The following is an 18,862-nucleotide window of genomic DNA, read 5'->3' as shown; positions in this document are numbered from 1 at the left end:
CGACCGGCATCGGCGTGCTCGACCGTGACGCGAACTATGCCGCGCCAGGAGGCCCCGGCCCCCGCGCCGGCGCCGCAGCAGGAGACGACCGCCGAGCAGCCGTCGGGTGAGAGCCCCTACGTCACGCCGCTCGTCCGCAAGCTGGCGGCCGAGCACGACGTCGACCTGGCGGCCGTCAAGGGCACCGGCGTCGGCGGGCGCATCCGCAAGCAGGACGTCCTGGAGGCCGCGCGGGCCAAGCAGGCGCCGCCGCAGCCGCCGGCGCCCGAGCCGGCCCCGCAGGCCGCTCCGGCGCCCGCGCAGCCCGCCCCGGCCGCCGCCCAGGCTCCCGCGGCGCCCGCCGCCCGCCCGGCCGCGCCGGTCCCGGCGGAGGTGTCGCGCCTGCGCGGCACCACCGAGAAGATGTCCCGCACCCGCCAGTCGATCGCCCGGCACATGGTCGAGTCGCTGCAGGTGTCGGCGCAGCTCACCACGGTCGTCGAGGCGGACATCACCAAGATCGCGCGACTGCGTGAGCGCGCCAAGGCCGACTTCCTGGCGCGGGAGGGCGTGAAGCTCAGCTTCCTGCCGTTCTTCGCCCAGGCGGCCGTCGAGGCGCTCAAGGTGCACCCGAAGCTCAACGCCGTCATCAACTCCGAGACCAACGAGGTGACCTACCACGACGTCGAGAACCTCGGCATCGCGGTGGACGCCGAGAAGGGCCTCATGGTGCCGGTGATCCACAACGCCGGTCAGCTGAACCTCGCCGGCCTGGCCCAGCGGATCGCGGACCTGGCGGAGCGCACCCGCACCAACCGGGTCAGCCCCGACGAGGTCACGGGCGGCACGTTCACGATCACCAACACCGGCAGCCGTGGCGCGCTGTTCGACACGCCGATCCTCAACCAGCCGCAGGTCGGCATGCTGGGCACCGGCTCGGTCGTCAAGCGCCCGGCGGTGATCGACGACCCGCAGCTCGGCGAGGTCATCGCGGTGCGCTCGATCGTGTACCTCGCGCTGACCTACGACCACCGCCTCGTCGACGGCGCCGACGCCGCGCGTTTCCTCACCACGGTGAAGAACCGCCTGGAGGAGGGCAACTTCGAGGCCGAGCTCGGCCTTTGAGGTCGGTGTCGGCACCGCCTTTGGTTCGGTCCGCTAACTAAGCTGCGATCGTGCAGATCGCCATCACCGGTTCGACCGGACTCATCGGTTCGGCCCTCGTCCGCGCACTGCGCGACGAGGGCCTTACCGTTCTCAGGCTCGTACGACGCCGCCCCACGGCCGACGACGAGGTTCACTGGGATCCGTTCGGGGAGGTGGACACCGCCTCCCTGGAGGGCGTCGACGCGGTCGTCCACCTGGCCGGGGCGGGCATCGGCGACCGCCGGTGGACGGAGTGCTACAAGCAGGAGATCCGCGACAGCCGCGTCGAGGGCACCCGCACCCTCTGCCGGGCCCTGGCCGCGATGGACGACCGGCCGTCCGTGCTGGTGTCCTCCTCGGCGTCCGGCTATTACGGCGACACCGGCGACCGTACGGTCGATGAGGACAGCCCCTCGGGCGAGGGGTTCCTCGCCGGGATCTGCCGCGACTGGGAGGCCGCCACCGCGCCCGCCGCCGAGGCCGGGATCCGCGTCGTGATCCCCCGCACGGGCGTCGTGCTGGCGCGCGAGGGCGGCGCCCTCGGCCGGACGCTCCCCCTGTTCCGCGCCGGGCTCGGCGGCCGGCTCGGCAACGGCCGCCAGTGGATGAGCTGGATCTCCCTCACCGACGCGATCGCGGCGCTGCGCCTCCTCATCGACGGTTCCCTGGAAGGGCCGGTGAACCTCACGGCCCCCGAGCCCGTCACCAACGCCGCCTACACGTCCGCCCTGGGCCGCGCCCTGCACCGGCCGACGGTCTTCGCCGCGCCGCCCTTCGCGCTGCGCCTGGCGCTGGGCGGGCTGGCCGACGAGGGCGTCCTCGTGAGCCAGCGCATCCTGCCGGCCCGCCTCACCGCCGCGGGCTTCGGCTTCCGGCACCCGGACCTGTCGACCGCGCTCGCCGCCATACTCTCCTGAGCGCCGGGACCCCGGGAGGTCGGCCGGGGCCGGTTGGTCCGGGGGGAGAGCATGGTGTCCTCTCTTCCAGGAAGTCGCAACGAACGCGCCACTCCCCCTGCGCCGCCCGCCCCGGGGCCGTACCGTGGCGGGTGGCACGGGGGCGAGTGGAGAGGGCACGTGATGAGCACCGACGGTAAACCGCACATCGTGGCGATCGGCGGCGGCGGCTTCATCCCCACCGACCGCTACGGGCTGACGCCGAGCCCGCTTCTCCGGTACGCCCTGGACCTCACCGGCCAGGACCGCCCGCGGGTGTGCTACCTCGCGACGGCGCAGGGCGACGCCGCCGACGCGATCGCCCGCTTCTACGCCGCGTTCGCCGAGATGGACGCCGAGGTGAGCCACCTGGCGCTGTTCCCGATGCCGAACCACGAGGACCCCGCGGCGCACCTGCTCGCCCAGGACTTCATCTACGTGTCCGGCGGCAGCGTGGCCAACCTGCTGGCGCTGTGGCGCCTGCACGGCCTCGCGGACGCGTTCGCCGAGGCGTGGCGTACGGGCGTCGTCCTGTGCGGGCAGAGCGCCGGAGCGCTGTGCTGGCACGCCGGCGGCACCACCGACTCCTTCGGCCCGCAGCTGCGCCCGCTGACCGACGGGCTGGGCCTGCTGCCCTACTCCTGCGGCGTCCACTACGACAGCGACCGGCAGCGCCGGCCGCTGCTGCAGCGTCTCGTCGCCGAGGGCACGCTGCCCGACGGGTACGCCGCCGACGAGGCGGTCGCGCTGCACTACGTCGGCACCGAGTTCGTCCAGGCCGTGTCGTACGTCGAGGGCCAGGGCGCCTACCAGGTGGCCGGGGACGGCGCCGGCGGCGTCAAGGAGACGCGGATCGAGCCTCGGCTGCTGGCGTCGTTCTAGGAGGACGTACGCTGAGGGTCGTGAGCGTCAGCGAAGAATCCACCACCGTCCTCGACGAGCTGCCCGCGAGCGCCGGCGAGCTGGTTTTCATCCACGCCGGCTTCGGCGAGCGGGCGGTCCCGTACGAGGAGGCGTGGGAGCTGCAGCGCCGGCTGCACGAGCGGCGGGTCGCCGACGAGATCCCCGACGTCTGTCTGCTGCTGGAGCACCCGCCGGTCTACACGGCGGGCAAGCGCACGGAGCCGCTGGACCGGCCGATCGGAGACCCGGGCGCGCCGGTGATCGACGTGGACCGCGGCGGAAAGATCACCTGGCACGGCCCCGGGCAGCTCGTCGGCTACCCGATCGTCAAGCTGCGGGAGCCCGTCGACGTCGTCGCGTACGTCCGCACGATCGAGGCCGCGCTGATCGACACGTGCGCCGACCTGGGCCTGGCCACCAAGCGGGTCGAGGGCCGCAGCGGGGTCTGGGTGCCCGGCGTGCCCGACCGCAAGGTCGGCGCGATCGGCATCCGGGTGTCCCGCGGCGTCACGATGCACGGGTTCGAGATCAACTGCGACTGCGACCTGGGCTGGTTCGACAAGATCGTGCCGTGCGGCATCCGCGACGCGGGCACCACGTCGCTCTCCGCGGAGCTGGGCCGCGAGATCACCGTCGCGGAGGTCCGCGCGCTGGCCGAGGTACGGCTCGCCGAGGCGCTCGACGCGTCCGGCACCGCGCACCGCTCACTCGACGCGATGCTCGGCCTGCCGGTCATCTCCTGACGGCGCCTGGGCGCGCGGTCAGCCCATCGCCTTGAAGATGGCCTGTCCCTCCGCCGAGGCGGCCTCGAAGAAACGGGTGAGCCGCTCGTACACCACGCGCAGCTCCCCGTCGCGGATCGCCTCGGCGGGCTCGCCCACCCAGTCCTCCGCGCCCTGGACGCCGAGCTCGGCCATCCGCTCCGCGTCGTAGCGCCCGGCGATGCGCTTGAACTCGGTCGCGGCGAGGTGGTCGGCGGCCAGCTTGACCCGCTCGGCGGTCAGGTAGATGACGTCGACGCCGAGCTCCTCGGCGCCGTCCTCGGTGAGCAGCCGCCCGCCGCAGACCACGTCGGCGGCCGGGTGCGGGCCGTCCCAGGGGTCGCCCGTCAGCAGGTAGTGCAGGGCCTGCCACGCACCGGCGACGGGGAGCACGGGATGCTTCTCCCGCCAGTTACCGCCGCCGAACACCGCGCGGGCACGGGCCCCCGGATCGCCTCCGCCCTCGGCCTCCGGAAGCCTGAGGTACGTCATGGCCACTCGCACGCCTGACCTCCGTCATACATCATCCGCACGCGACACCCACGTCACCTTAGAGAGATCGACGGCTACGTATGGTGAGAACGAGATAAAACACCGATCTCAACCTCCCGCCGACGCCACGGCGGGGCGGCGTGGAGTACGGAGCCGACGTCGTTCGGGTCGCGGGCGCGCGTTTTCCCGGAAGATCGTCCACTATGGCACCGCCTTGTGCAACACGGGGAAATACCGGCATACCCTGAACGGGTGGCAGCCGTATCTCCTGAGGGCCGGAAGTTGTTGCGTGTCGAGGTGCGGAACTCCGCGACCCCGATCGAGCGCAAACCGCCGTGGATCAAGACCCGGTTGTCGATGGGCCCCCAATACCGCGAGCTGACCGACCTGGTCCGCTCCGAGGGCCTGCACACCGTCTGCCAGGAGGCCGGCTGCCCCAACATCTACGAATGCTGGGAAGACCGCGAGGCCACCTTCCTCATCGGCGGAGACCAATGCACCCGCCGCTGTGACTTCTGCCAGATCGACACCGGCAAACCCGCCGCCTACGACCCCGACGAACCCCGCCGCGTCGCCGAATCCGTGGCCACCATGGGCCTGCGCTACGCCACCGTCACCGGCGTCGCCCGCGACGACCTGCCCGACGGCGGCGCCTGGCTCTACGCCGAAACCGTCCGCCAAATCCATTCGGCCGTCCCCGGCTGCGGCGTCGAACTGCTCATCCCGGACTTCAACAACGTCCCCCACCTGCTCGCCGAGGTCTTCTCCGCCCGCCCCGAAGTCCTGGCCCACAACCTGGAGACCGTCCCCCGCATCTTCAAACGCATCCGCCCCGGCTTCCGCTACGAACGCTCCCTGTCCGTACTGACCGCCGCCCGAACCGACGGACTCATCACCAAGTCCAACCTCATCCTGGGCATGGGCGAAACCCGCCAAGAGATCACCGAGGCCATGCGGGACCTGCACCAAGCCGGGTGCGAACTTTTGACCATCACCCAGTACCTACGGCCCTCCCCCCGCCACCACCCCGTCGAACGCTGGGTCAAACCCGAAGAGTTCGTCGAACTCAAAGACGAGGCCGAGGCCATCGGTTTCGCCGGCGTCATGTCCGGCCCCCTGGTCCGCTCCAGCTACCGCGCCGGACGCCTCTACCAGCAGGCCATCACCGCCCGCGGCGAGGACTGAGACGCACAGGGGAACGCCCCGGCCGCACGCGGCCGGGGCGTTCCTCTCTTCCGGGGGGACAGAAGTCTTCAGGCAGGTGCCCTCACCAGTTCTTCTCGACGCCGGGGACGTTCGCCGGAAGCCGGTGGCCGGGCGGGTACATGATGTAGGCGATGCCGCCGCTGGAGGAACTGCGCTGCCAGACGTTCTCGAAGTTGGCCCGCGGGTAGACGTTCCGCACGGCCGCGTCCGAGGACGACGCGGGGTCGTTGATGATCGGGTCGCCGGTCTTGGTGAACCCGACGACCACGAACAGGTGGCCGTTGGTGCTGTAGCCGGCGCCCGGCAGCTCCGAGGCCTTGAACGACTGCGAGGTCACGACCGGGATGCCGGCCTTGATGAACTGCTCCAGCTCGGTGAGCGAGCGCAGCCGGGTGATGAACCCGTTCAGGCCGAAACGGGCGGCGTACGCCGGGTTGAACGGCCAGTTGCCCGCGCCCTGGTAGTTGTAGTCGTAGACGTTGCGGGCGGCGTAGTCGACCTGCGGGTCGGCGTACGACGGGTCGACCCAGGACAGGTCCTTCTTGGACGGCCCGCGCTTCCAGTAGGAGACGACCATCGAGGTCGAGGTCGGGCTGCACCACGCCTCGCCGCCGTTGTCGTACTGCGGGTACTGCCCCTTGTGGATCTCCTGGGAGTACGTCGGCACCTTCAGCTCGATGCCCTCCGCGCCGCCGAGCGGGCTCACCGGCACCGTCGTACGGGACGGCACCAGTGAGGCCATCGCGCCGACCGAGCGCAGCACCGGGCGGACGTGCCTACCGGGGAGGCGGTAGAGCGTCACGCGGAGCTGGTACGACGTGAGGGAGTTCTTGGCGACGAAGGTGTCGATGTCGACGTTGCCGTTGTCGTCCTTCTGCCCCGGGACCGAGGTGCGGTTGATGTCGCCGCCCTCGCCCGGGTCGTCGGCCGCCCAGCGGCCCATGACGTACCACTTCGTCTCGACGCCCGTGCCGGTGTGCCCGCGCATCTCGACCTGCAGCCAGCTGCCGTGCGGCGTGCTGGCGTTCCAGGAGGCGATGAGCTGGCTGGCGCCGAACCCGATGGAGACGTTCGGGGAGGTCCAGCGGGCGTAGTCCCAGGTCTTGGTGCCCGCGCCGTACGGGTCCGTGTAGGTGGTGGTGCCGACGGGGTGGGCGATCGTCAGCGCGCCCGACCCCAGGCGGCGCACTCCTTCGGAGGAGCCGGCGGCGAAGTCGCGCGCCGACGTCCACTGGTGATAGGCGACGCGCGACTGGTCTGCGGGGGTCACCTCCGCCGAGCCGGGCGCCGTGGTCGCCACGACGGTGGCGAGACCAGCTGACACGAGAAGCGGAACCTTCCATACCGAAGCACGTACATCGGACCAGGCCATGACGACTCCAAGAGCAGCGGAAACCTGCTTCGGGACGCTAAGACGGCGAACCGGATCATGTCAACGCTTTACACGTCCTGTGGCTGGATCGAAATTTGTTAACGCCGCGCTGGCCCGCTTTCGACTCGGGTCCCGAACCCTCGTATCCTTCCATCCATGCCAAAGAAGCCCCAGGACGGCACGCAGGACGAGCGGACCGGTCGCCTCAAGCAGATTCGCATGGTCGCCTCGTTGGTCCACCAGGCCAACCCGAAGGCGATGCCGATCGTCTTCGCGTCCGCGCTCGGCACGCTCGTCGTCTTCGTGGTCCTCGGGCTGGTCCTCGGACAGGAGTTGTTCCTGATTCCGCTGGGCGTCCTGGTCGCCCTCCTGGTCGGCATGATCGTGTTCAGCCAGATGGCGCAGCGCACGCAGTACGCCATGCTCGAGGGCCGGCCGGGCGCCGCCGCCTCGCTGGTGGAGAACATGCGGGGCCGCTGGGTCGTCACCCCGGCCGTCCAGGCCAACCGCAACATGGACGTCGTGCACCGCGTCGTCGGCGTGCCCGGCGTGATCCTGCTGTCGGAGGGCCCGCGGTCGCGGGTCGGCAAGCTGATCGGCGCCGAGAAGAAGCGCATCTCCCGGGCCGCCTCCGAGGTGCCGATCTACGACATCCAGGTCGGATCCGAAGAGGGCCAGATTCCGATCAGCAAGCTGCAGCGCCACCTCACGAAGCTGCCGCGCAACCTGAAGAAGGAGCAGGTCAGCGAGCTGATCGACCGGCTCAACGCGCTGCCGCAGGCGATGCAGATGCCGAAGGGCCCGATCCCGAAGGGCGTCCGGATGCCGAAGGGCCCCAAGCCCCGCACCCGCTGAGCCCGGCTCCGCACCCGCTGAGCCCGGCTGCGCGGCCGGTGGCTCCGGCCGGCCCGGTCAGAGGCGTACGACGACGGTGTTCGCCGCGCGGTCGTGCAGGCCGCGGTAGTCGCGGTCCCAGATCAGCGCGGGCACGACCAGGACCAGCAGCACGGTGCGCACCAGGGCCCAGAACGGCCCGACCGGACGGCCGTCGAGGCGGACGACCCGCAGCCCGCACAGCCGCTTGCCCAGCGTCGTCCCGACCAGCCCGGTGAGCAGCCACGCCATCACGCCGAACACCAGGAGCGTGAGGAGGCTGCGGGTCTGCGGGCCGACGTGCAGGGCGCCCGCCAGGGCTGCGGCGATCGCCAGCGCGATCAGCCAGTCGATCACGAGGGCGCCCAGCCGCCGGCCGTACCCGGCCACGGCGCCGGTTCCCTCGCGCGGGAGACCCATCCGCTCCCCGGGGCGACCCAGGTCCACACCTGCCGCGCGAGCCCCTTCGATCCACGATCCGATCGAGCGCCGACGTTCAGTCATACCCTCAAAGTTAGCCGCCGAACCGCGCTCCAACGGCTCCAGGGTGGCCGTAACACACGCGAAACACATGGGACATGGCTTGGAAACGGCGGGTACCTAACGTTCTAACCGCACGAGAGCGCCCCAAGGAGGTTGGATGTTCAACAACGCCGAAGAGGTCCTGAACTTCATCAGGAACGAAGGGGTGCAGTTCGTCGATTGCAGGTTCACGGACCTGCCCGGCACCACGCAGCACTTCACGTTCCCGGTGGAGAACTTCGGAGAGAACGTCTTCACCGACGGGCTGATGTTCGACGGCTCCTCCATCCGTGGGTTCCAGGAGATCCACGAGTCGGACATGCTGCTGCTGCCGGACCCGTCGACGGCTGTGGTCGACCCGTTCCGCCAGCACAAGACGCTGAACCTCAATTTCTTCGTCCACGACCCGCTGACCGGCGAGCCGTACACCCGTGACCCGCGCAACGTCGCCCGCAAGGCTGAGGACTACCTGCGCGGCACCGGCATCGCGGACACGGCGTTCTTCGGCCCGGAGGCGGAGTTCTACATCTTCGACGACGTGCGCTTCGAGACGAAGGCGCACGAGTCGTACTTCCACATCGACTCCATCGAGGGCGCGTGGAACACCGGCCGCAAGGAGGACGGCGGCAACCTCGGCTACAAGCCGCGGTTCAAGGGCGGCTACTTCCCTGTCCCGCCGATGGACCACTTCACCGACCTGCGCTCGGAGATGGTCCGGCAGCTCATCCAGTGCGGCATCGAGACCGAGATGCAGCACCACGAGGTCGGCACGGCCGGTCAGGCGGAGATCGACGTCAGGTTCGACACCCTGCTGACCATGGCCGACAAGATGATGCTCTACAAGTACATCATCAAGAGCGTCGCCCGGCAGCACGGCAAGACCGTCACCTTCATGCCCAAGCCGATCTTCGGTGACAACGGCTCCGGCATGCACTGCCACCAGTCGCTGTGGAAGGACGGCTCGCCGCTCTTCTACGACGAGGTCGGCTACGCGGGCCTGTCCGACACCGCCCGGTACTACATCGGCGGTCTGCTCAAGCACGCCCCGTCGCTGCTGGCCTTCACCAACCCGACGGTGAACTCCTTCCACCGCCTGGTCCCGGGCTACGAGGCGCCGGTCAACCTGGTGTACTCGCAGCGGAACCGCTCGGCCTGTGTCCGCATCCCGATCACCGGGTCGAACCCGAAGGCCAAGCGCCTGGAGTTCCGCGTCCCGGACCCGTCCGCCAACCCGTACCTCGCGTTCTCGGCCATGCTGATGGCCGGCCTCGACGGCATCAAGAACAAGGTCGAGCCGCCGGAGCCGGTGGACAAGGACCTGTACGAGCTGCCGCCCGAGGAGGCGCGCAACATCCCGCAGGTCCCGGGCTCGCTGGAGGCCGTCCTCGACGCACTCGAGGCCGACCACGACTACCTCCTCGAGGGCGGCGTGTTCACGCCGGACCTCATCGAGACGTGGATCTCCTACAAGCGCGAGAACGAGCTGGACCCGATCCGGCTCCGCCCGCACCCCCACGAGTTCGAGCTTTATTACGACGTCTGATCGACCCATTGATGGCGAGGGGCCGCCGACCGACAGGTCGGCGGCCCCTCGCCGTTCACAGGCAGTTTATGCCCCGACTTTCAGTCGCTCCAGCAGCGGAAATCCAGGGCGCCGACGAGCAGCGAGTAGACCTCGGCGGCACCTCGACGCCGAGGTGGTCCATCCGGGGGTCCTCGCCCGCCTCGCCCTCGATCAGGACGAGTTCGAGCGGCGGCTCGGTGATGGCGAAGTTGGCGTAGCCGGGCCGGCGCTTGGCGGGTTCGGCACCGAAGAGCCTGGCGTAGAAGGCGACGGAGGCCTCCAGGTCGGCGACGCGCAGGGCGAGCTGAACACGGGACATCGGACGGTCCTTCCTCGGGCGACCGACAGGCTGATTAGATAAACAGCTAATCAGCGGATCGCCGCCGGTTCGCGCCGCTATATAGACGCATGTCAAATTAGATGCATGTCTAATCGTGGGCTGCCACTGGCCGACGCCGCACCGACCGAGTCGGGCGCATGCTGTGCGCCGCTGGCGTGCGGGCCGCTGACCGCCGGTGAGGCCGAGGAGCTCGCTCCGCTGTTCAAGGCGATCGCCGACCCGGTCCGGCTGCGGCTGTTGTCGCTGATCGCCTGCCATGACGGCGGCGAGGCGTGCGTGTGCGACCTGACGCCGGCCTTCGACCTGACGGCGCCGACGATCTCCCATCACCTCAAGGTCCTCAAACAGGCCGGGCTGATCGACTCTGAGCGCCGGGGCACCTGGGTCTACTACTGGGTCCGGCCCGGCGCGCTCACGCGGCTGTCGGCGCTCCTGGGGCCTCGGCAGGCGTTCGCGGCGGTGAAGGCGTGACGGCCGCCGGGCCCGGGGTCCCCGAGGTGCTGTTCGTCTGTGTGCACAACGCCGGGCGCTCCCAGATGGCCGCCGCGCTGCTCGACCACCACGCCGCCGGGCGGGTGCGCGTACGCTCCGCCGGTTCCGCGCCCGCGGCGGAGGTCAACCGCGCCGTCGTCCAGGTCATGGCCGAGCTCGGCGTCGACCTGTCGGCGGAGTCCCCCAAGGCGCTGACCGGCAAGGCGGTCCGGGCGGCCGACGTGGTGGTCACCATGGGCTGCGGTGACGCCTGCCCGGTCTTACCGGGCCGGCGGTACCTGGACTGGCGGCTCCCCGATCCGGCGGGCAGGTCCGTCGACGAGGTCCGCCCGATCCGTGAGGAGATCGACCGCCGCGTCCGCGCCCTGCTCGACGAACTCCTGTCGGACGACGGCCCCGGCACGGGTACGGCCGACCGGGCCGCCGTCCCGGCCGGCGTCACGATCCGGCCGATGCGCGGCGAGGACGCCGGCGCCGTTCTGGCGATCTACCAGGCGGGGCTCGACGGCGGCGACGCCAGCTTCGAGACCATCGCTCCCGCGTGGGACGCCTTCGACCGGGCGAAGCTTCCGGAGCACCGGCACGTCGCCGCGGACACGGCCACGGGTCAGGTCCTGGGCTGGATCGCGGTCACCCCGGTGTCCGGCCGCTGCGTCTACGCGGGGGTCGTCGAGCACAGCGTCTACGTCCACCCCGACCACCACGGCCGCGGCATCGCCGCCGCGCTGCTGCAGGCCCTCATCGACTCGACGGAGGCCGCCGGGATCTGGACGATCCAGTCGGGCGTCTTCCCCGAGAACGCGGCCAGCCTGCGGCTGCACGCCAGGGCCGGCTTCCGTACCGTCGGAGTCCGGGAACGCCTCGGCCGGCACCACGGCCGCTGGCGCGATGTCGTCCTCCTCGAACGACGCAGTACCACCGCCGGAACGTCCTGACCGACAGGTTCGCCGCTTCTGACCCGGACGTGGAATTTGATCGATCATTCTTCCGCCGGACACTGGCCGAAGCGGACCGGCTGACATAGCGTCCGATGTCGTGACTCCGCCCACCGCTGAAGCAGCAGGTTTCCTGCGTCGGCGGCTAAGCCTCCGCGCAGAGGACCAGCCCGGCCCTACGCAGAACGTTCAGTGCGCCCACGTGGTCGGCGTTGTCGGCGATCCCGCACCTGACGCACTTGAACCTAGCTTGGGTGAGGCGGTTCTCCTTCGCGACATGCCCGCATGCGGGGCAGGTTCGGGAGGTGTTGCGGGCGTCCACTGCGATCACTCGGCGGCGACGCCGGATCTCGGCGTACAGCTTGGCCACCTTCCGGGCGGCAGCCCGATGCTTCTTGGTCCGGTGCCGGGTGCGCTTAAGGAACGTCGCGAGGTGCTGCTGGGCGGCGGCCAGTTCAGCAGCCATCGTGCCGAGGAATCTGGGATTTTCGACGTGCACGCCGTTCGAGTCGGTGAAGAAATGCACCGTGCCCATGTCAATGCCGACGATGGATCCGGTGGCTGCAAGCGGATTGGCGGGAACCTCGCCGCAGGCGAGGATGACGTACCAACGCTTTCCTTCGCGTTTGACGCCGATCGTCTTGACCCGGCCTTTCACGGACCGGTGCCGGTGCACGCGAACATGCCCGACGCCTCGCAGACCCAGGCGGGTCTGCTTGTCGTGCGGCGTAGAGTCCCAGCGGCAGCCGTCGCCGTCCTTGGGAAAGGCCAGGGTGTCGAAGTGCCCACCGCCCTTGAAGCGCGGGGACCCGGGCTTGTCGCCGTTCTTGATCCGGCGAAAGAAGGCTCCGAACGCCTTGTCCAACCGTCGCAAGGTCGCCTGCTGGCTGGAGAAGGACCAGCGACCCTGGCCTTGTGGGTCGAACGCTCGGATCTCTTTGAGCTGTGCGGACTGCTCGCCGTAGGTGATGCGGGTCTTCGAGGCGTGCCGGTAGGCGTCCCGCCGCTCCTGCAAGGCTGCGTTGTAGAGCGAGCAGTGGTCGGCCAGCATCGCCCTAAGCTGGTCCTGTTGTCTGGCCGTTGGGCGGAGAAGGAACTTATAGGCGCGTATCAAGCCCGCCCCTCCGGCACATACCACTCAATATCCGGCAGGTCTTTCTGGTCACAACCACATCGCCGTTTGTACACCCGCCGCAGGTCTCCTGCCGGGCGTTTCGCGCCACAGGTTAGGGATTCGATTCCCCCGCCGGCCGACGCCGGTGGCCACTCGGAAAGAAGGTCGGATGGACACGCCGCTGGTGCTTCTCGACGTGGACGGTGTTCTCAACCCCCTACAACGATCCCCCGGCTATCAGCGGTACCGCGCCTCGCCCAACGGAGTGGTCTACCGGCTGCTGCTCAACCCGCTGCACGGGCCGCTGCTCACCGGCCTCGCGGCCGACACCGGGGCGGAGCTCGTCTGGGCGAGCTACTGGACGGACGCGGCGAACGACTGGATCAGCCCGCGGGTGGGGCTGCCATCCCTGCCGCACGTTCCGATCCCCCGGCACGATCCGGGGTTCTCCCTCGGCGCGTGGAAGGCGCGGCACGTGGCGGCCTGGGTCGGCGAGCGGCCGTTCGTCTGGCTGGAGGACGAGCCGGACGTCCCGGAGGCGCTCGCCAAGGAGTCCGGGCTGGGCCCGCATCTCATCGTCCCGGTGGATCCGCTGCACGGGCTCACCGAGACGCATGTGGACCAGGCGCGTACCTGGCTGGAACAACTCGTACGGGACCATGGTTACTGACGAGCGACCTACAAAGGAGGGACCATGGCTTCGGTTCGGGTGGAGCGCACTGACGACGGGGGCTTCGTCGCCCGGAACGACCGCGGCGCGGAGGTCGCCGTCGGGAGCTCGGACGAGGACGGCGTCTTCACGCCCGTCGAGCTGCTGCTGGCCGCGCTGGGCGGCTGCGAGATCGTGACGATCGAGCCGCTCACCGCCAAGCGCGGTCACCGGCTGGTGAGGCTCGTCGCGAACGTCGCGGCCGAGAAGGTCGCGCCCACGAAACTGGGGCCGATCACCGTCACGTACGACGTGGAGTTCCCGGAGGGGGACGAGAAGGCGCAGCAGATCTTCACCGAGGTCGCGCATCGCGTGCACGAGAACCACTGCACGGTCGGCCGCGCGCTCCGCGAGGGCACCCCGTCCGAACAGGTGCTGCCCCCGCAGCGCTGAGCCATCCGCCAAGGCGCGAGGGCACGCTCGGCGACCGAGCAGGTCCTGCCCCCACAGCCCTGAGCCATCCGCCGAGGCACACGGGCACGCTCGACGGGGCCGTACCCTGGGCACGATCCGGTGGGACCGATAGGGGACGGCATCCCCCCTGAGGACTAGACGCGTAGTCTCCTGGGTCGAGTCGCAGACCATTCCTGGAGATGATCACAAAAGGGTGCGGCTCGTCGAAGATTGAAATCATGGCCCAGCTAGCCGCCCCCCATCCCCGTCCCGTCGAGAAGCAGCCCGCCGCCTCGCCCGCGCCGTCGCCGGCGCCTCGACTGTGGCGCGAGATCGCGCTGGCCGCCGCCTTCTACTGCGCGTACACGCTCGTCCGGCTGCTGATCCCGCACGACGAGGCGACGGCGTACGCGCACGCGTCGCAGATCCTGCGGCTGGAGCACGCGCTGGGCATCGACGTCGAGCTGGACCTCAACCACGCGCTGCTGCGGGCGCCGTCGCTGGCCAAGCCGGCGAACTGGTTCTACGCCACCGCTCACTTCGCGATCACCCTGACCGTGCTCGTGTGGCTCTACCGGCGGCGGCCGCAGCACTTCCGCCGGCTGCGCACGGCACTGATGGCCGCCACCGGGGTCGCGCTGCTCGGCTTCTGGCTGTACCCGCTGGCGCCGCCGCGCTTCCTCGGCGGCCGCGGCTTCATCGACCCGGTGGTGGCACTGCACAGCTTCGGCCTGTATTCCTCGCCCGAGGCCGGTTCGCTGACCAATCAGTTCGCGGCAATGCCGTCAATGCACGCGGGATGGGCATTGTGGTGCGCGGTCGCGGTGGTCACGCTTTCGCGGCGTCCCTGGGTCCGGGCGATCGCCACCCTTTACCCGATCGTGACAATTTTGGTGATCTTCTCGACCGCCAATCATTACCTCCTGGACGCGGCGGCCGGAGTGCTGATCACCGCGGGCGCGCTGGTCATCAGCGGGCTCATCCACCGGAAGACGACGGGGACCGGTCCGGTGAAAGATCACAAAGTGACAAACAAGACAAGGAATACCGACGGGTCACCCGATTCGATCTGAGAACATAGGGATCATGTCAAGGTCGGCCGTGGCGCCGGTCGCCACGGGCGACCTGACGGGGGTGCAGGCGGGCGGGCGACCCGCCGGGCGCCCCCGCTTCTATCGCGAGATTCTGCTCATCGCCCTCTGTTACGGCGCCTACTCTCTGGTGCGCGATCTCGTGCCGCGCAACCACACGGCTGCGCTGAACCGCGGGCATGACATCCTCCACCTGGAGCACCTGCTGCACCTGAACGTCGAGTTGTCGATCAACCGGCTGTTCACGGACGTGCGCTGGCTCGGGACGAGCGCGAACTACTACTACGCGAGCCTCCACTTCGTCCTCACGATCGGCGTGCTGGTCTGGCTGTACGTTCGCCACCCGGACCGCTATGTGTTCTACCGGCGGCTGATCTTCGCGACGACGGTCCTCGCCCTCATCGGGTTCTGGCTGTACCCGCTGGCGCCGCCGCGCATGATCGCCGGGTTCGTCGACACGGCGAACGCGTTCCACAGCGGCGGCCTGTACGAGTCCGGCGCCTCGCCGGTCGCCTCGGTGTCGAACCAGTACGCCGCCATGCCGTCGCTGCACACGGGCTGGTCGCTGTGGTGCGCGCTCGCCATCGCCGACGTGACGCGACCCAGCCGGGTCCGGTGGCTGGTGTACTGCTACCCCATCGCGACCGTGCTCGTGATCCTGGGCACCGCCAACCACTACCTGCTCGACGCCATCGGCGGCGTGGTCACCCTGGCCGCCGGCTACGCCGCGACCCGGACCGTACGGGTCGTGGTCCCGCGCCTCGGCCCGATGGCCCGCGTCTTCTCCACCGACACGGGCGGCTCGACGGTCCGCTGACCCCGGGCCGACGCCCGTCGCCGAGATCAACCCTGCGCGCGATCCCGAGCAGGAGCAGCGGCCTCCGCCGCCTCCTGGAAGTCGGCGATGGCCCCGCCGTAGTCCATCGCCCAGGTCGTCAGGACCTCGATGGGCTCGACGAGGGTCCGGCCGAGGTCGGTGAGGCTGTACTCCACCCGCCGTGGCGCTTCGGCATGGCGTTCGACCAGACCGTACTGCTGGAGCCGGCGCAGCGTCTGGGTGAGGACCTTGCGCGAGATGCCGCCGATGAGGTCAATGAGCTCACCGTGCCTGCGAGGTTGATGGCTGAGCCCGTAGAGCACGAGCACGGCCCACTTGTCGGAGATGATCTCGACCGCCAGGCGCGTGGGGCAGTCGGCGAGGAAGGTCGGTCCGGCCGCGTTCTGCATGAGAATCGAAGGTACCAAAAGGTAACCCAGGGCTCCGTAACGTCTTCCGCGAGCAACGAAACCAGCACCAGATGCGGAGGAGTCCCCATGCCACGAGTCGTCGTGTTCGACGAGTTCGGCGGGCCGGAGGTCATGCACGTCGTCGAGGAACCGGTCGTCGAGCCCGCGGCCGGCGAGGTACGGGTCAGGATCGAAGCGTTCGCCGTCAACCCGCTCGACCAGATGATGCGTTCCGGCGCCTCGCCCGCGCCCGTCCCCCTGCCACACGCTCGCCTCGGCGTCGAAGGAACCGGCGTCGTCGCCGCGCTGGGCCCCGAGGTCACCGGACTCGAGATCGGCGATCCGGTCATCCTCACGGCCGTTCCGGACGCGAACGTCAGGGGCAGCTACGCCGAGTACACCACGGTTCCCGCGAGCCGGGTCGTCGCCCGGCCGGCCGGGCTGGGAATCACGGAGGCGGCGGCCATCTGGGTCGCGTACTCCACCGCCTACGGCGCGCTCGTCGAGAAGGCGGGGATGCGGCCCGGCGACCACGTCCTCATCAGTGCCGCGTCCGGCGGCGTCGGCCGGGCGGCGATGCAGATCGCCAATCAGATCGGCGCCGTGCCCATCGCCATCACCCGGCACACCGCGAAGAAGGACGACCTGCTCGCCGGCGGCGCCGCCGCGGTCATCGCCACCGACCAGATGGACGTCGTCGAAGCCGTCCGCCGCCACACCGGCGGGAGCGGCGCCGACATCGTCCTCGACCTTGTCACAGGCCCCGGCCAGCAGGATCTGGTGAAGGCGGCCCGCCCCGGCGGAACACTGGTCGCCGCGGGCTTCCTGGACCCTCGGCCCACACCCTCCCCGGAGAGCACGCGGCTCACGATCTTCAGTTACCAGAGCTTCGAGCACACCCTCGACGCCGTCGTGGTGAAGCGCATGGCGGCCTTCCTGAACGCCGGTGTACGCCTCGGCGCACTGCGGCCCGCCGTCGACGACAAGGTGTTCGCCCTCGACGACGTCGTCGAGGCACACCGCCACCTCGAGAAGGGGCTCCACGCCGGGAGGAAGATCGTCGTCACGGTCTAGGAACGGACCAGCAGGAGCCGGCTGAATCAGTCGAGGTCCGCGCCCTGCGCCGCACCGGCCTTGGCCGGCCGGATCTTCGCCAGGTTGTCCTTTACCGGATGCGCCCGGCCGGCCGGGCCGGCGGCGAAGGCGCGCAGGACGTTCTCGGTGACCCGGGACACGAAGGATGCCACCTTGCCGGTCACCCCGTGGCCGCAGGCCCGGCCGCGCATCGCGCAGACCCAGCGCATGGTCCCGGTGGCGAACACCCCGGCCCCGCTCTTGGCCGTGTAGTACGTCGCGTCGGTGCTCGTCGTGGAGGTGCCGCACTGGATCGTCGAGTGGGCCAGCACCTCGATGGGCCGCGGTGTCGGCCCGCCCGCGGTCACCGCGTCGGACTCCGGCCCGATCACGCCGGGGAACTCCTCCCCCTTGCGCGCGCCGGTGCCGGCGAACACCCAGTTGTCCGGCCGGTAGACCTTCCAGGCGCCGTCGGCGGGGAAGCAGGTGTACATGATCCCGATCAGGGCGCTCTCCGGGCGCGGCTTGGGCGACAGACGCCAGTCCTGGGTCTTCTCCGCCGGGTCCTTGATCGGGTCCTCGTCGGCGCTCTTGTAGCAGACGACGAGGCGGTCGGGGCCGAGGGAGGTCGGCTCGAACCGGATGTGCCGGTTCACCGCGTTCGCGCCCAGGAAGGCGATGTTCATCCCGGCGTCGCGGGCCTTCGTCGCCTCGTCGCGCATCGCGGTCGACCAGTACTCGTCGTGGCCGAGGGTGACCAGCGCCCGGGCGCCGTCGAGCAGCCGCGGGTCGTGGTGCAGGTCGTTGTCGGTCTCGTACGCGAGGGGCAGCCCGGTCCGCTCGGCCAGCGCGATGGCGGGCTGTTCGAAGGCGAGGAACTTCACCGCGCCGTTCCCGTCGTACGGGCGGTCGAAGCTGACCGCGCGGGACCGGCCGTCGAAGCCGCCCGGCCCCTGGTACAGGTCGCGACCGCCCCACATGTTGTACGCCTGCCAGGTCGTCGTGCCGTTCAGGACGACCACCCTGCCCGCCGTGCTCGCCGACCGGACGGTGATCGGCACGAACCGCTGGGCCCCGGAGTCGGCGTCGAGGCGCAGCAGGTAGGCGCCTTCGGGCCAGTCGCGGGTGGAGACGGTGAGGGAGGGCTGCCACGGCGCGGTGACGGTGTGCGTCTTCCCGGTCGTCTTCGCGGCCGCCTGCCGCCGTCCGTCCTGGTGCGGCGCGGTCCAGACCTTCCTCGCCTGGGCCCCGCCGTACCAGCCCATGCGGAAGGCGCTGACGGTGTAGCCCTTGGCCGTGGTCGAGACGAACAGCCGGAACGACTCCCCCGGCAGCACGCTCACACGGTCGGCGAATCCCTCGACGGCGTGCTCGCCCCCGGTCTTGCGCACCTTCCAGTCCGGGGATCCCGGCCTGGTGTTCTCGGCCACCGGGGGCGACGACGCGGACCGGGGCGCCCGGGGCGGGACCGCGGCCCCGCCATGTCCACCGCCACCGCACCCGGTGAGGACCAGGAGGAGGACGGCGAGAGCGGCGACGGGCCGGTTCGTGATCACAACTGGGATTGTCGCGTATCGGCGTTCCCGCCGACGCGGGGATGGCCATGCGTTGACCTTCGCGGCGTTCGGTCCCGGGTCTCGTCGGCCCGGGACCACGCACCGGAGCCGGCCGGTGCCCTGGCCGGGCGGGCCGGTCAGGGCACCGCCTCGGCCCCGTGGCTCGATGGCGCGGGCG

Annotated in this window: 20 protein-coding genes and 2 pseudogenes; 15 read left to right on the top strand and 7 right to left on the bottom strand. The window is 70.2% G+C overall.

Features of this window, described 5'->3' with window-relative positions; all coding sequences use genetic code 11:
- From sucB to lipB, 4 genes are all read left to right on the top strand, one after another.
- Nucleotides 1–1,104 (top strand): 2-oxoglutarate dehydrogenase, E2 component, dihydrolipoamide succinyltransferase (gene sucB / locus AB0K82_RS29980; RefSeq protein ID WP_364403441.1); only part of this gene is annotated, 1,104 nt, incomplete at its 5' end.
- Between the two features lie 50 nt (nt 1,105–1,154).
- On the top strand, nt 1,155–2,042 hold the full coding sequence (locus tag AB0K82_RS29975) for a TIGR01777 family oxidoreductase (RefSeq protein WP_364403439.1): 888 nt from the start codon (nt 1,155–1,157) through the stop codon (nt 2,040–2,042).
- Nucleotides 2,043–2,204: 162 nt separating this feature from the next.
- Complete coding sequence (locus tag AB0K82_RS29970) at nt 2,205–2,942, top strand: peptidase E (protein ID WP_364403436.1); 738 nt, start codon at nt 2,205–2,207, stop codon at nt 2,940–2,942.
- Between the two features lie 20 nt (nt 2,943–2,962).
- Nucleotides 2,963–3,706, top strand: a complete 744-nt coding sequence (lipB, locus tag AB0K82_RS29965; RefSeq protein WP_364403433.1) for a lipoyl(octanoyl) transferase LipB — start codon at nt 2,963–2,965, stop codon at nt 3,704–3,706.
- Nucleotides 3,707–3,724: 18 nt separating this feature from the next.
- Here the strand turns inward: lipB and AB0K82_RS29960 are convergent, their stop codons facing one another.
- Nucleotides 3,725–4,228: a DUF1877 family protein gene (locus AB0K82_RS29960; RefSeq protein ID WP_345362531.1), complete on the bottom strand. Its 504-nt coding sequence runs from the start codon at nt 4,226–4,228 to the stop codon at nt 3,725–3,727.
- A 240-nt stretch (nt 4,229–4,468) separates the two neighbouring features.
- On the opposite strand from AB0K82_RS29960, the gene lipA reads away from it, so the two are divergent.
- Entirely contained in the window at nt 4,469–5,401 is a 933-nt protein-coding gene (gene lipA, locus AB0K82_RS29955; protein ID WP_364403430.1) for a lipoyl synthase, read from the top strand.
- 82 nt (nt 5,402–5,483) lie between these two features.
- Here lipA and AB0K82_RS29950 read toward each other — a convergent pair whose 3' ends face one another.
- Entirely contained in the window at nt 5,484–6,746 is a 1,263-nt protein-coding gene (locus tag AB0K82_RS29950) for a C39 family peptidase (RefSeq protein WP_364403428.1), read from the bottom strand.
- A gap of 204 nt (nt 6,747–6,950) precedes the next feature.
- Between AB0K82_RS29950 and AB0K82_RS29945 the strand changes: the two genes are divergently transcribed.
- Nucleotides 6,951–7,649: a DUF4191 domain-containing protein gene (locus tag AB0K82_RS29945; RefSeq protein ID WP_364403425.1), complete on the top strand. Its 699-nt coding sequence runs from the start codon at nt 6,951–6,953 to the stop codon at nt 7,647–7,649.
- A 57-nt stretch (nt 7,650–7,706) separates the two neighbouring features.
- Here AB0K82_RS29945 and AB0K82_RS29940 read toward each other — a convergent pair whose 3' ends face one another.
- Nucleotides 7,707–8,171, bottom strand: a complete 465-nt coding sequence (locus AB0K82_RS29940) for an RDD family protein (protein WP_364403423.1) — start codon at nt 8,169–8,171, stop codon at nt 7,707–7,709.
- A gap of 136 nt (nt 8,172–8,307) precedes the next feature.
- Between AB0K82_RS29940 and glnA the strand changes: the two genes are divergently transcribed.
- Complete coding sequence (gene glnA / locus AB0K82_RS29935; RefSeq protein ID WP_364403421.1) at nt 8,308–9,732, top strand: type I glutamate--ammonia ligase; 1,425 nt, start codon at nt 8,308–8,310, stop codon at nt 9,730–9,732.
- Nucleotides 9,733–9,871: 139 nt separating this feature from the next.
- Here glnA and AB0K82_RS29930 read toward each other — a convergent pair.
- A pseudogene (locus AB0K82_RS29930) lies at nt 9,872–10,072 on the bottom strand (VOC family protein); the annotation flags it as partial.
- A gap of 105 nt (nt 10,073–10,177) precedes the next feature.
- Here AB0K82_RS29930 and AB0K82_RS29925 point away from each other — a divergent pair.
- The 3 genes and pseudogenes from AB0K82_RS29925 (at nt 10,178) to AB0K82_RS29915 (ending at nt 11,520) form a co-directional block, all read left to right on the top strand.
- Nucleotides 10,178–10,564 carry a metalloregulator ArsR/SmtB family transcription factor gene (locus AB0K82_RS29925; protein WP_364403420.1) on the top strand — a complete coding sequence of 129 codons (387 nt, stop codon included), beginning with the start codon at nt 10,178–10,180 and terminating at the stop codon, nt 10,562–10,564.
- A pseudogene (locus AB0K82_RS29920) lies at nt 10,561–10,968 on the top strand (phosphotyrosine protein phosphatase); the annotation flags it as partial. The gene AB0K82_RS29925 and the pseudogene AB0K82_RS29920, both read left to right, overlap by 4 nt.
- Nucleotides 10,969–11,037: 69 nt before the next feature.
- Nucleotides 11,038–11,520 carry an N-acetyltransferase family protein gene (locus AB0K82_RS29915; protein WP_364403450.1) on the top strand — a complete coding sequence of 161 codons (483 nt, stop codon included), beginning with the start codon at nt 11,038–11,040 and terminating at the stop codon, nt 11,518–11,520.
- 145 nt (nt 11,521–11,665) lie between these two features.
- On the opposite strand, the gene AB0K82_RS29910 is transcribed toward AB0K82_RS29915, so the two are convergent.
- Complete coding sequence (locus AB0K82_RS29910) at nt 11,666–12,658, bottom strand: transposase (protein WP_364403418.1); 993 nt, start codon at nt 12,656–12,658, stop codon at nt 11,666–11,668.
- A 145-nt stretch (nt 12,659–12,803) separates the two neighbouring features.
- Between AB0K82_RS29910 and AB0K82_RS29905 the strand changes: the two genes are divergently transcribed.
- From AB0K82_RS29905 to AB0K82_RS29890, 4 genes are all read left to right on the top strand, one after another.
- On the top strand, nt 12,804–13,304 hold the full coding sequence (locus AB0K82_RS29905; protein WP_364403415.1) for an HAD domain-containing protein: 501 nt from the start codon (nt 12,804–12,806) through the stop codon (nt 13,302–13,304).
- Between the two features lie 24 nt (nt 13,305–13,328).
- On the top strand, nt 13,329–13,736 hold the full coding sequence (locus AB0K82_RS29900; RefSeq protein WP_364403412.1) for an OsmC family protein: 408 nt from the start codon (nt 13,329–13,331) through the stop codon (nt 13,734–13,736).
- A gap of 239 nt (nt 13,737–13,975) precedes the next feature.
- A complete protein-coding gene (locus AB0K82_RS29895; RefSeq protein WP_364403410.1) occupies nt 13,976–14,809 on the top strand; it encodes a phosphatase PAP2 family protein in 834 nt (277 codons plus the stop codon).
- A gap of 13 nt (nt 14,810–14,822) precedes the next feature.
- Nucleotides 14,823–15,644 carry a phosphatase PAP2 family protein gene (locus AB0K82_RS29890; RefSeq protein ID WP_364403408.1) on the top strand — a complete coding sequence of 274 codons (822 nt, stop codon included), beginning with the start codon at nt 14,823–14,825 and terminating at the stop codon, nt 15,642–15,644.
- Between the two features lie 26 nt (nt 15,645–15,670).
- On the opposite strand, the gene AB0K82_RS29885 is transcribed toward AB0K82_RS29890, so the two are convergent.
- A complete protein-coding gene (locus AB0K82_RS29885) occupies nt 15,671–16,054 on the bottom strand; it encodes a helix-turn-helix domain-containing protein (protein ID WP_364403406.1) in 384 nt (127 codons plus the stop codon).
- Nucleotides 16,055–16,141: 87 nt separating this feature from the next.
- Here AB0K82_RS29885 and AB0K82_RS29880 point away from each other — a divergent pair, with 87 nt between their 5' ends.
- A complete protein-coding gene (locus tag AB0K82_RS29880; RefSeq protein WP_364403403.1) occupies nt 16,142–17,128 on the top strand; it encodes a zinc-dependent alcohol dehydrogenase family protein in 987 nt (328 codons plus the stop codon).
- A gap of 26 nt (nt 17,129–17,154) precedes the next feature.
- Here AB0K82_RS29880 and AB0K82_RS29875 read toward each other — a convergent pair whose 3' ends face one another.
- Entirely contained in the window at nt 17,155–18,684 is a 1,530-nt protein-coding gene (locus AB0K82_RS29875) for a N,N-dimethylformamidase beta subunit family domain-containing protein (RefSeq protein WP_364403400.1), read from the bottom strand.
- Nucleotides 18,685–18,862 lie beyond the last annotated feature (178 nt).

The sequence above is a fragment of the Actinoallomurus sp. NPDC052274 genome (assembly GCF_040679475.1).
Classification (GTDB): domain Bacteria; phylum Actinomycetota; class Actinomycetes; order Streptosporangiales; family Streptosporangiaceae; genus Actinoallomurus; species Actinoallomurus liliacearum.
The sequence above is the reverse complement of the archived record's forward strand: the minus strand, read 5'-3'. Positions and strand labels throughout refer to the sequence as shown.

Excerpts from the sequence above, each read along its gene's own strand:
- AB0K82_RS29945 (WP_364403425.1), top strand. The coding sequence starts at position 6,951 with ATGCCAAAGAAGCCCCAGGACGGCACGCAGGACGAGCGGACCGGTCGC.
- AB0K82_RS29905 (WP_364403415.1), top strand. The coding sequence starts at position 12,804 with ATGGACACGCCGCTGGTGCTTCTCGACGTGGACGGTGTTCTCAACCCC.
- AB0K82_RS29895 (WP_364403410.1), top strand. The coding sequence starts at position 13,976 with ATGGCCCAGCTAGCCGCCCCCCATCCCCGTCCCGTCGAGAAGCAGCCC.
- AB0K82_RS29900 (WP_364403412.1), top strand. The coding sequence starts at position 13,329 with ATGGCTTCGGTTCGGGTGGAGCGCACTGACGACGGGGGCTTCGTCGCC.
- AB0K82_RS29925 (WP_364403420.1), top strand. The coding sequence starts at position 10,178 with ATGTCTAATCGTGGGCTGCCACTGGCCGACGCCGCACCGACCGAGTCG.
- glnA (WP_364403421.1), top strand. The coding sequence starts at position 8,308 with ATGTTCAACAACGCCGAAGAGGTCCTGAACTTCATCAGGAACGAAGGG.
- AB0K82_RS29915 (WP_364403450.1), top strand. The coding sequence starts at position 11,038 with ATGCGCGGCGAGGACGCCGGCGCCGTTCTGGCGATCTACCAGGCGGGG.
- AB0K82_RS29940 (WP_364403423.1), bottom strand. The coding sequence starts at position 8,171 with ATGACTGAACGTCGGCGCTCGATCGGATCGTGGATCGAAGGGGCTCGC.
- AB0K82_RS29890 (WP_364403408.1), top strand. The coding sequence starts at position 14,823 with ATGTCAAGGTCGGCCGTGGCGCCGGTCGCCACGGGCGACCTGACGGGG.
- AB0K82_RS29885 (WP_364403406.1), bottom strand. The coding sequence starts at position 16,054 with ATGCAGAACGCGGCCGGACCGACCTTCCTCGCCGACTGCCCCACGCGC.
- AB0K82_RS29970 (WP_364403436.1), top strand. The coding sequence starts at position 2,205 with ATGAGCACCGACGGTAAACCGCACATCGTGGCGATCGGCGGCGGCGGC.
- AB0K82_RS29880 (WP_364403403.1), top strand. The coding sequence starts at position 16,142 with ATGCCACGAGTCGTCGTGTTCGACGAGTTCGGCGGGCCGGAGGTCATG.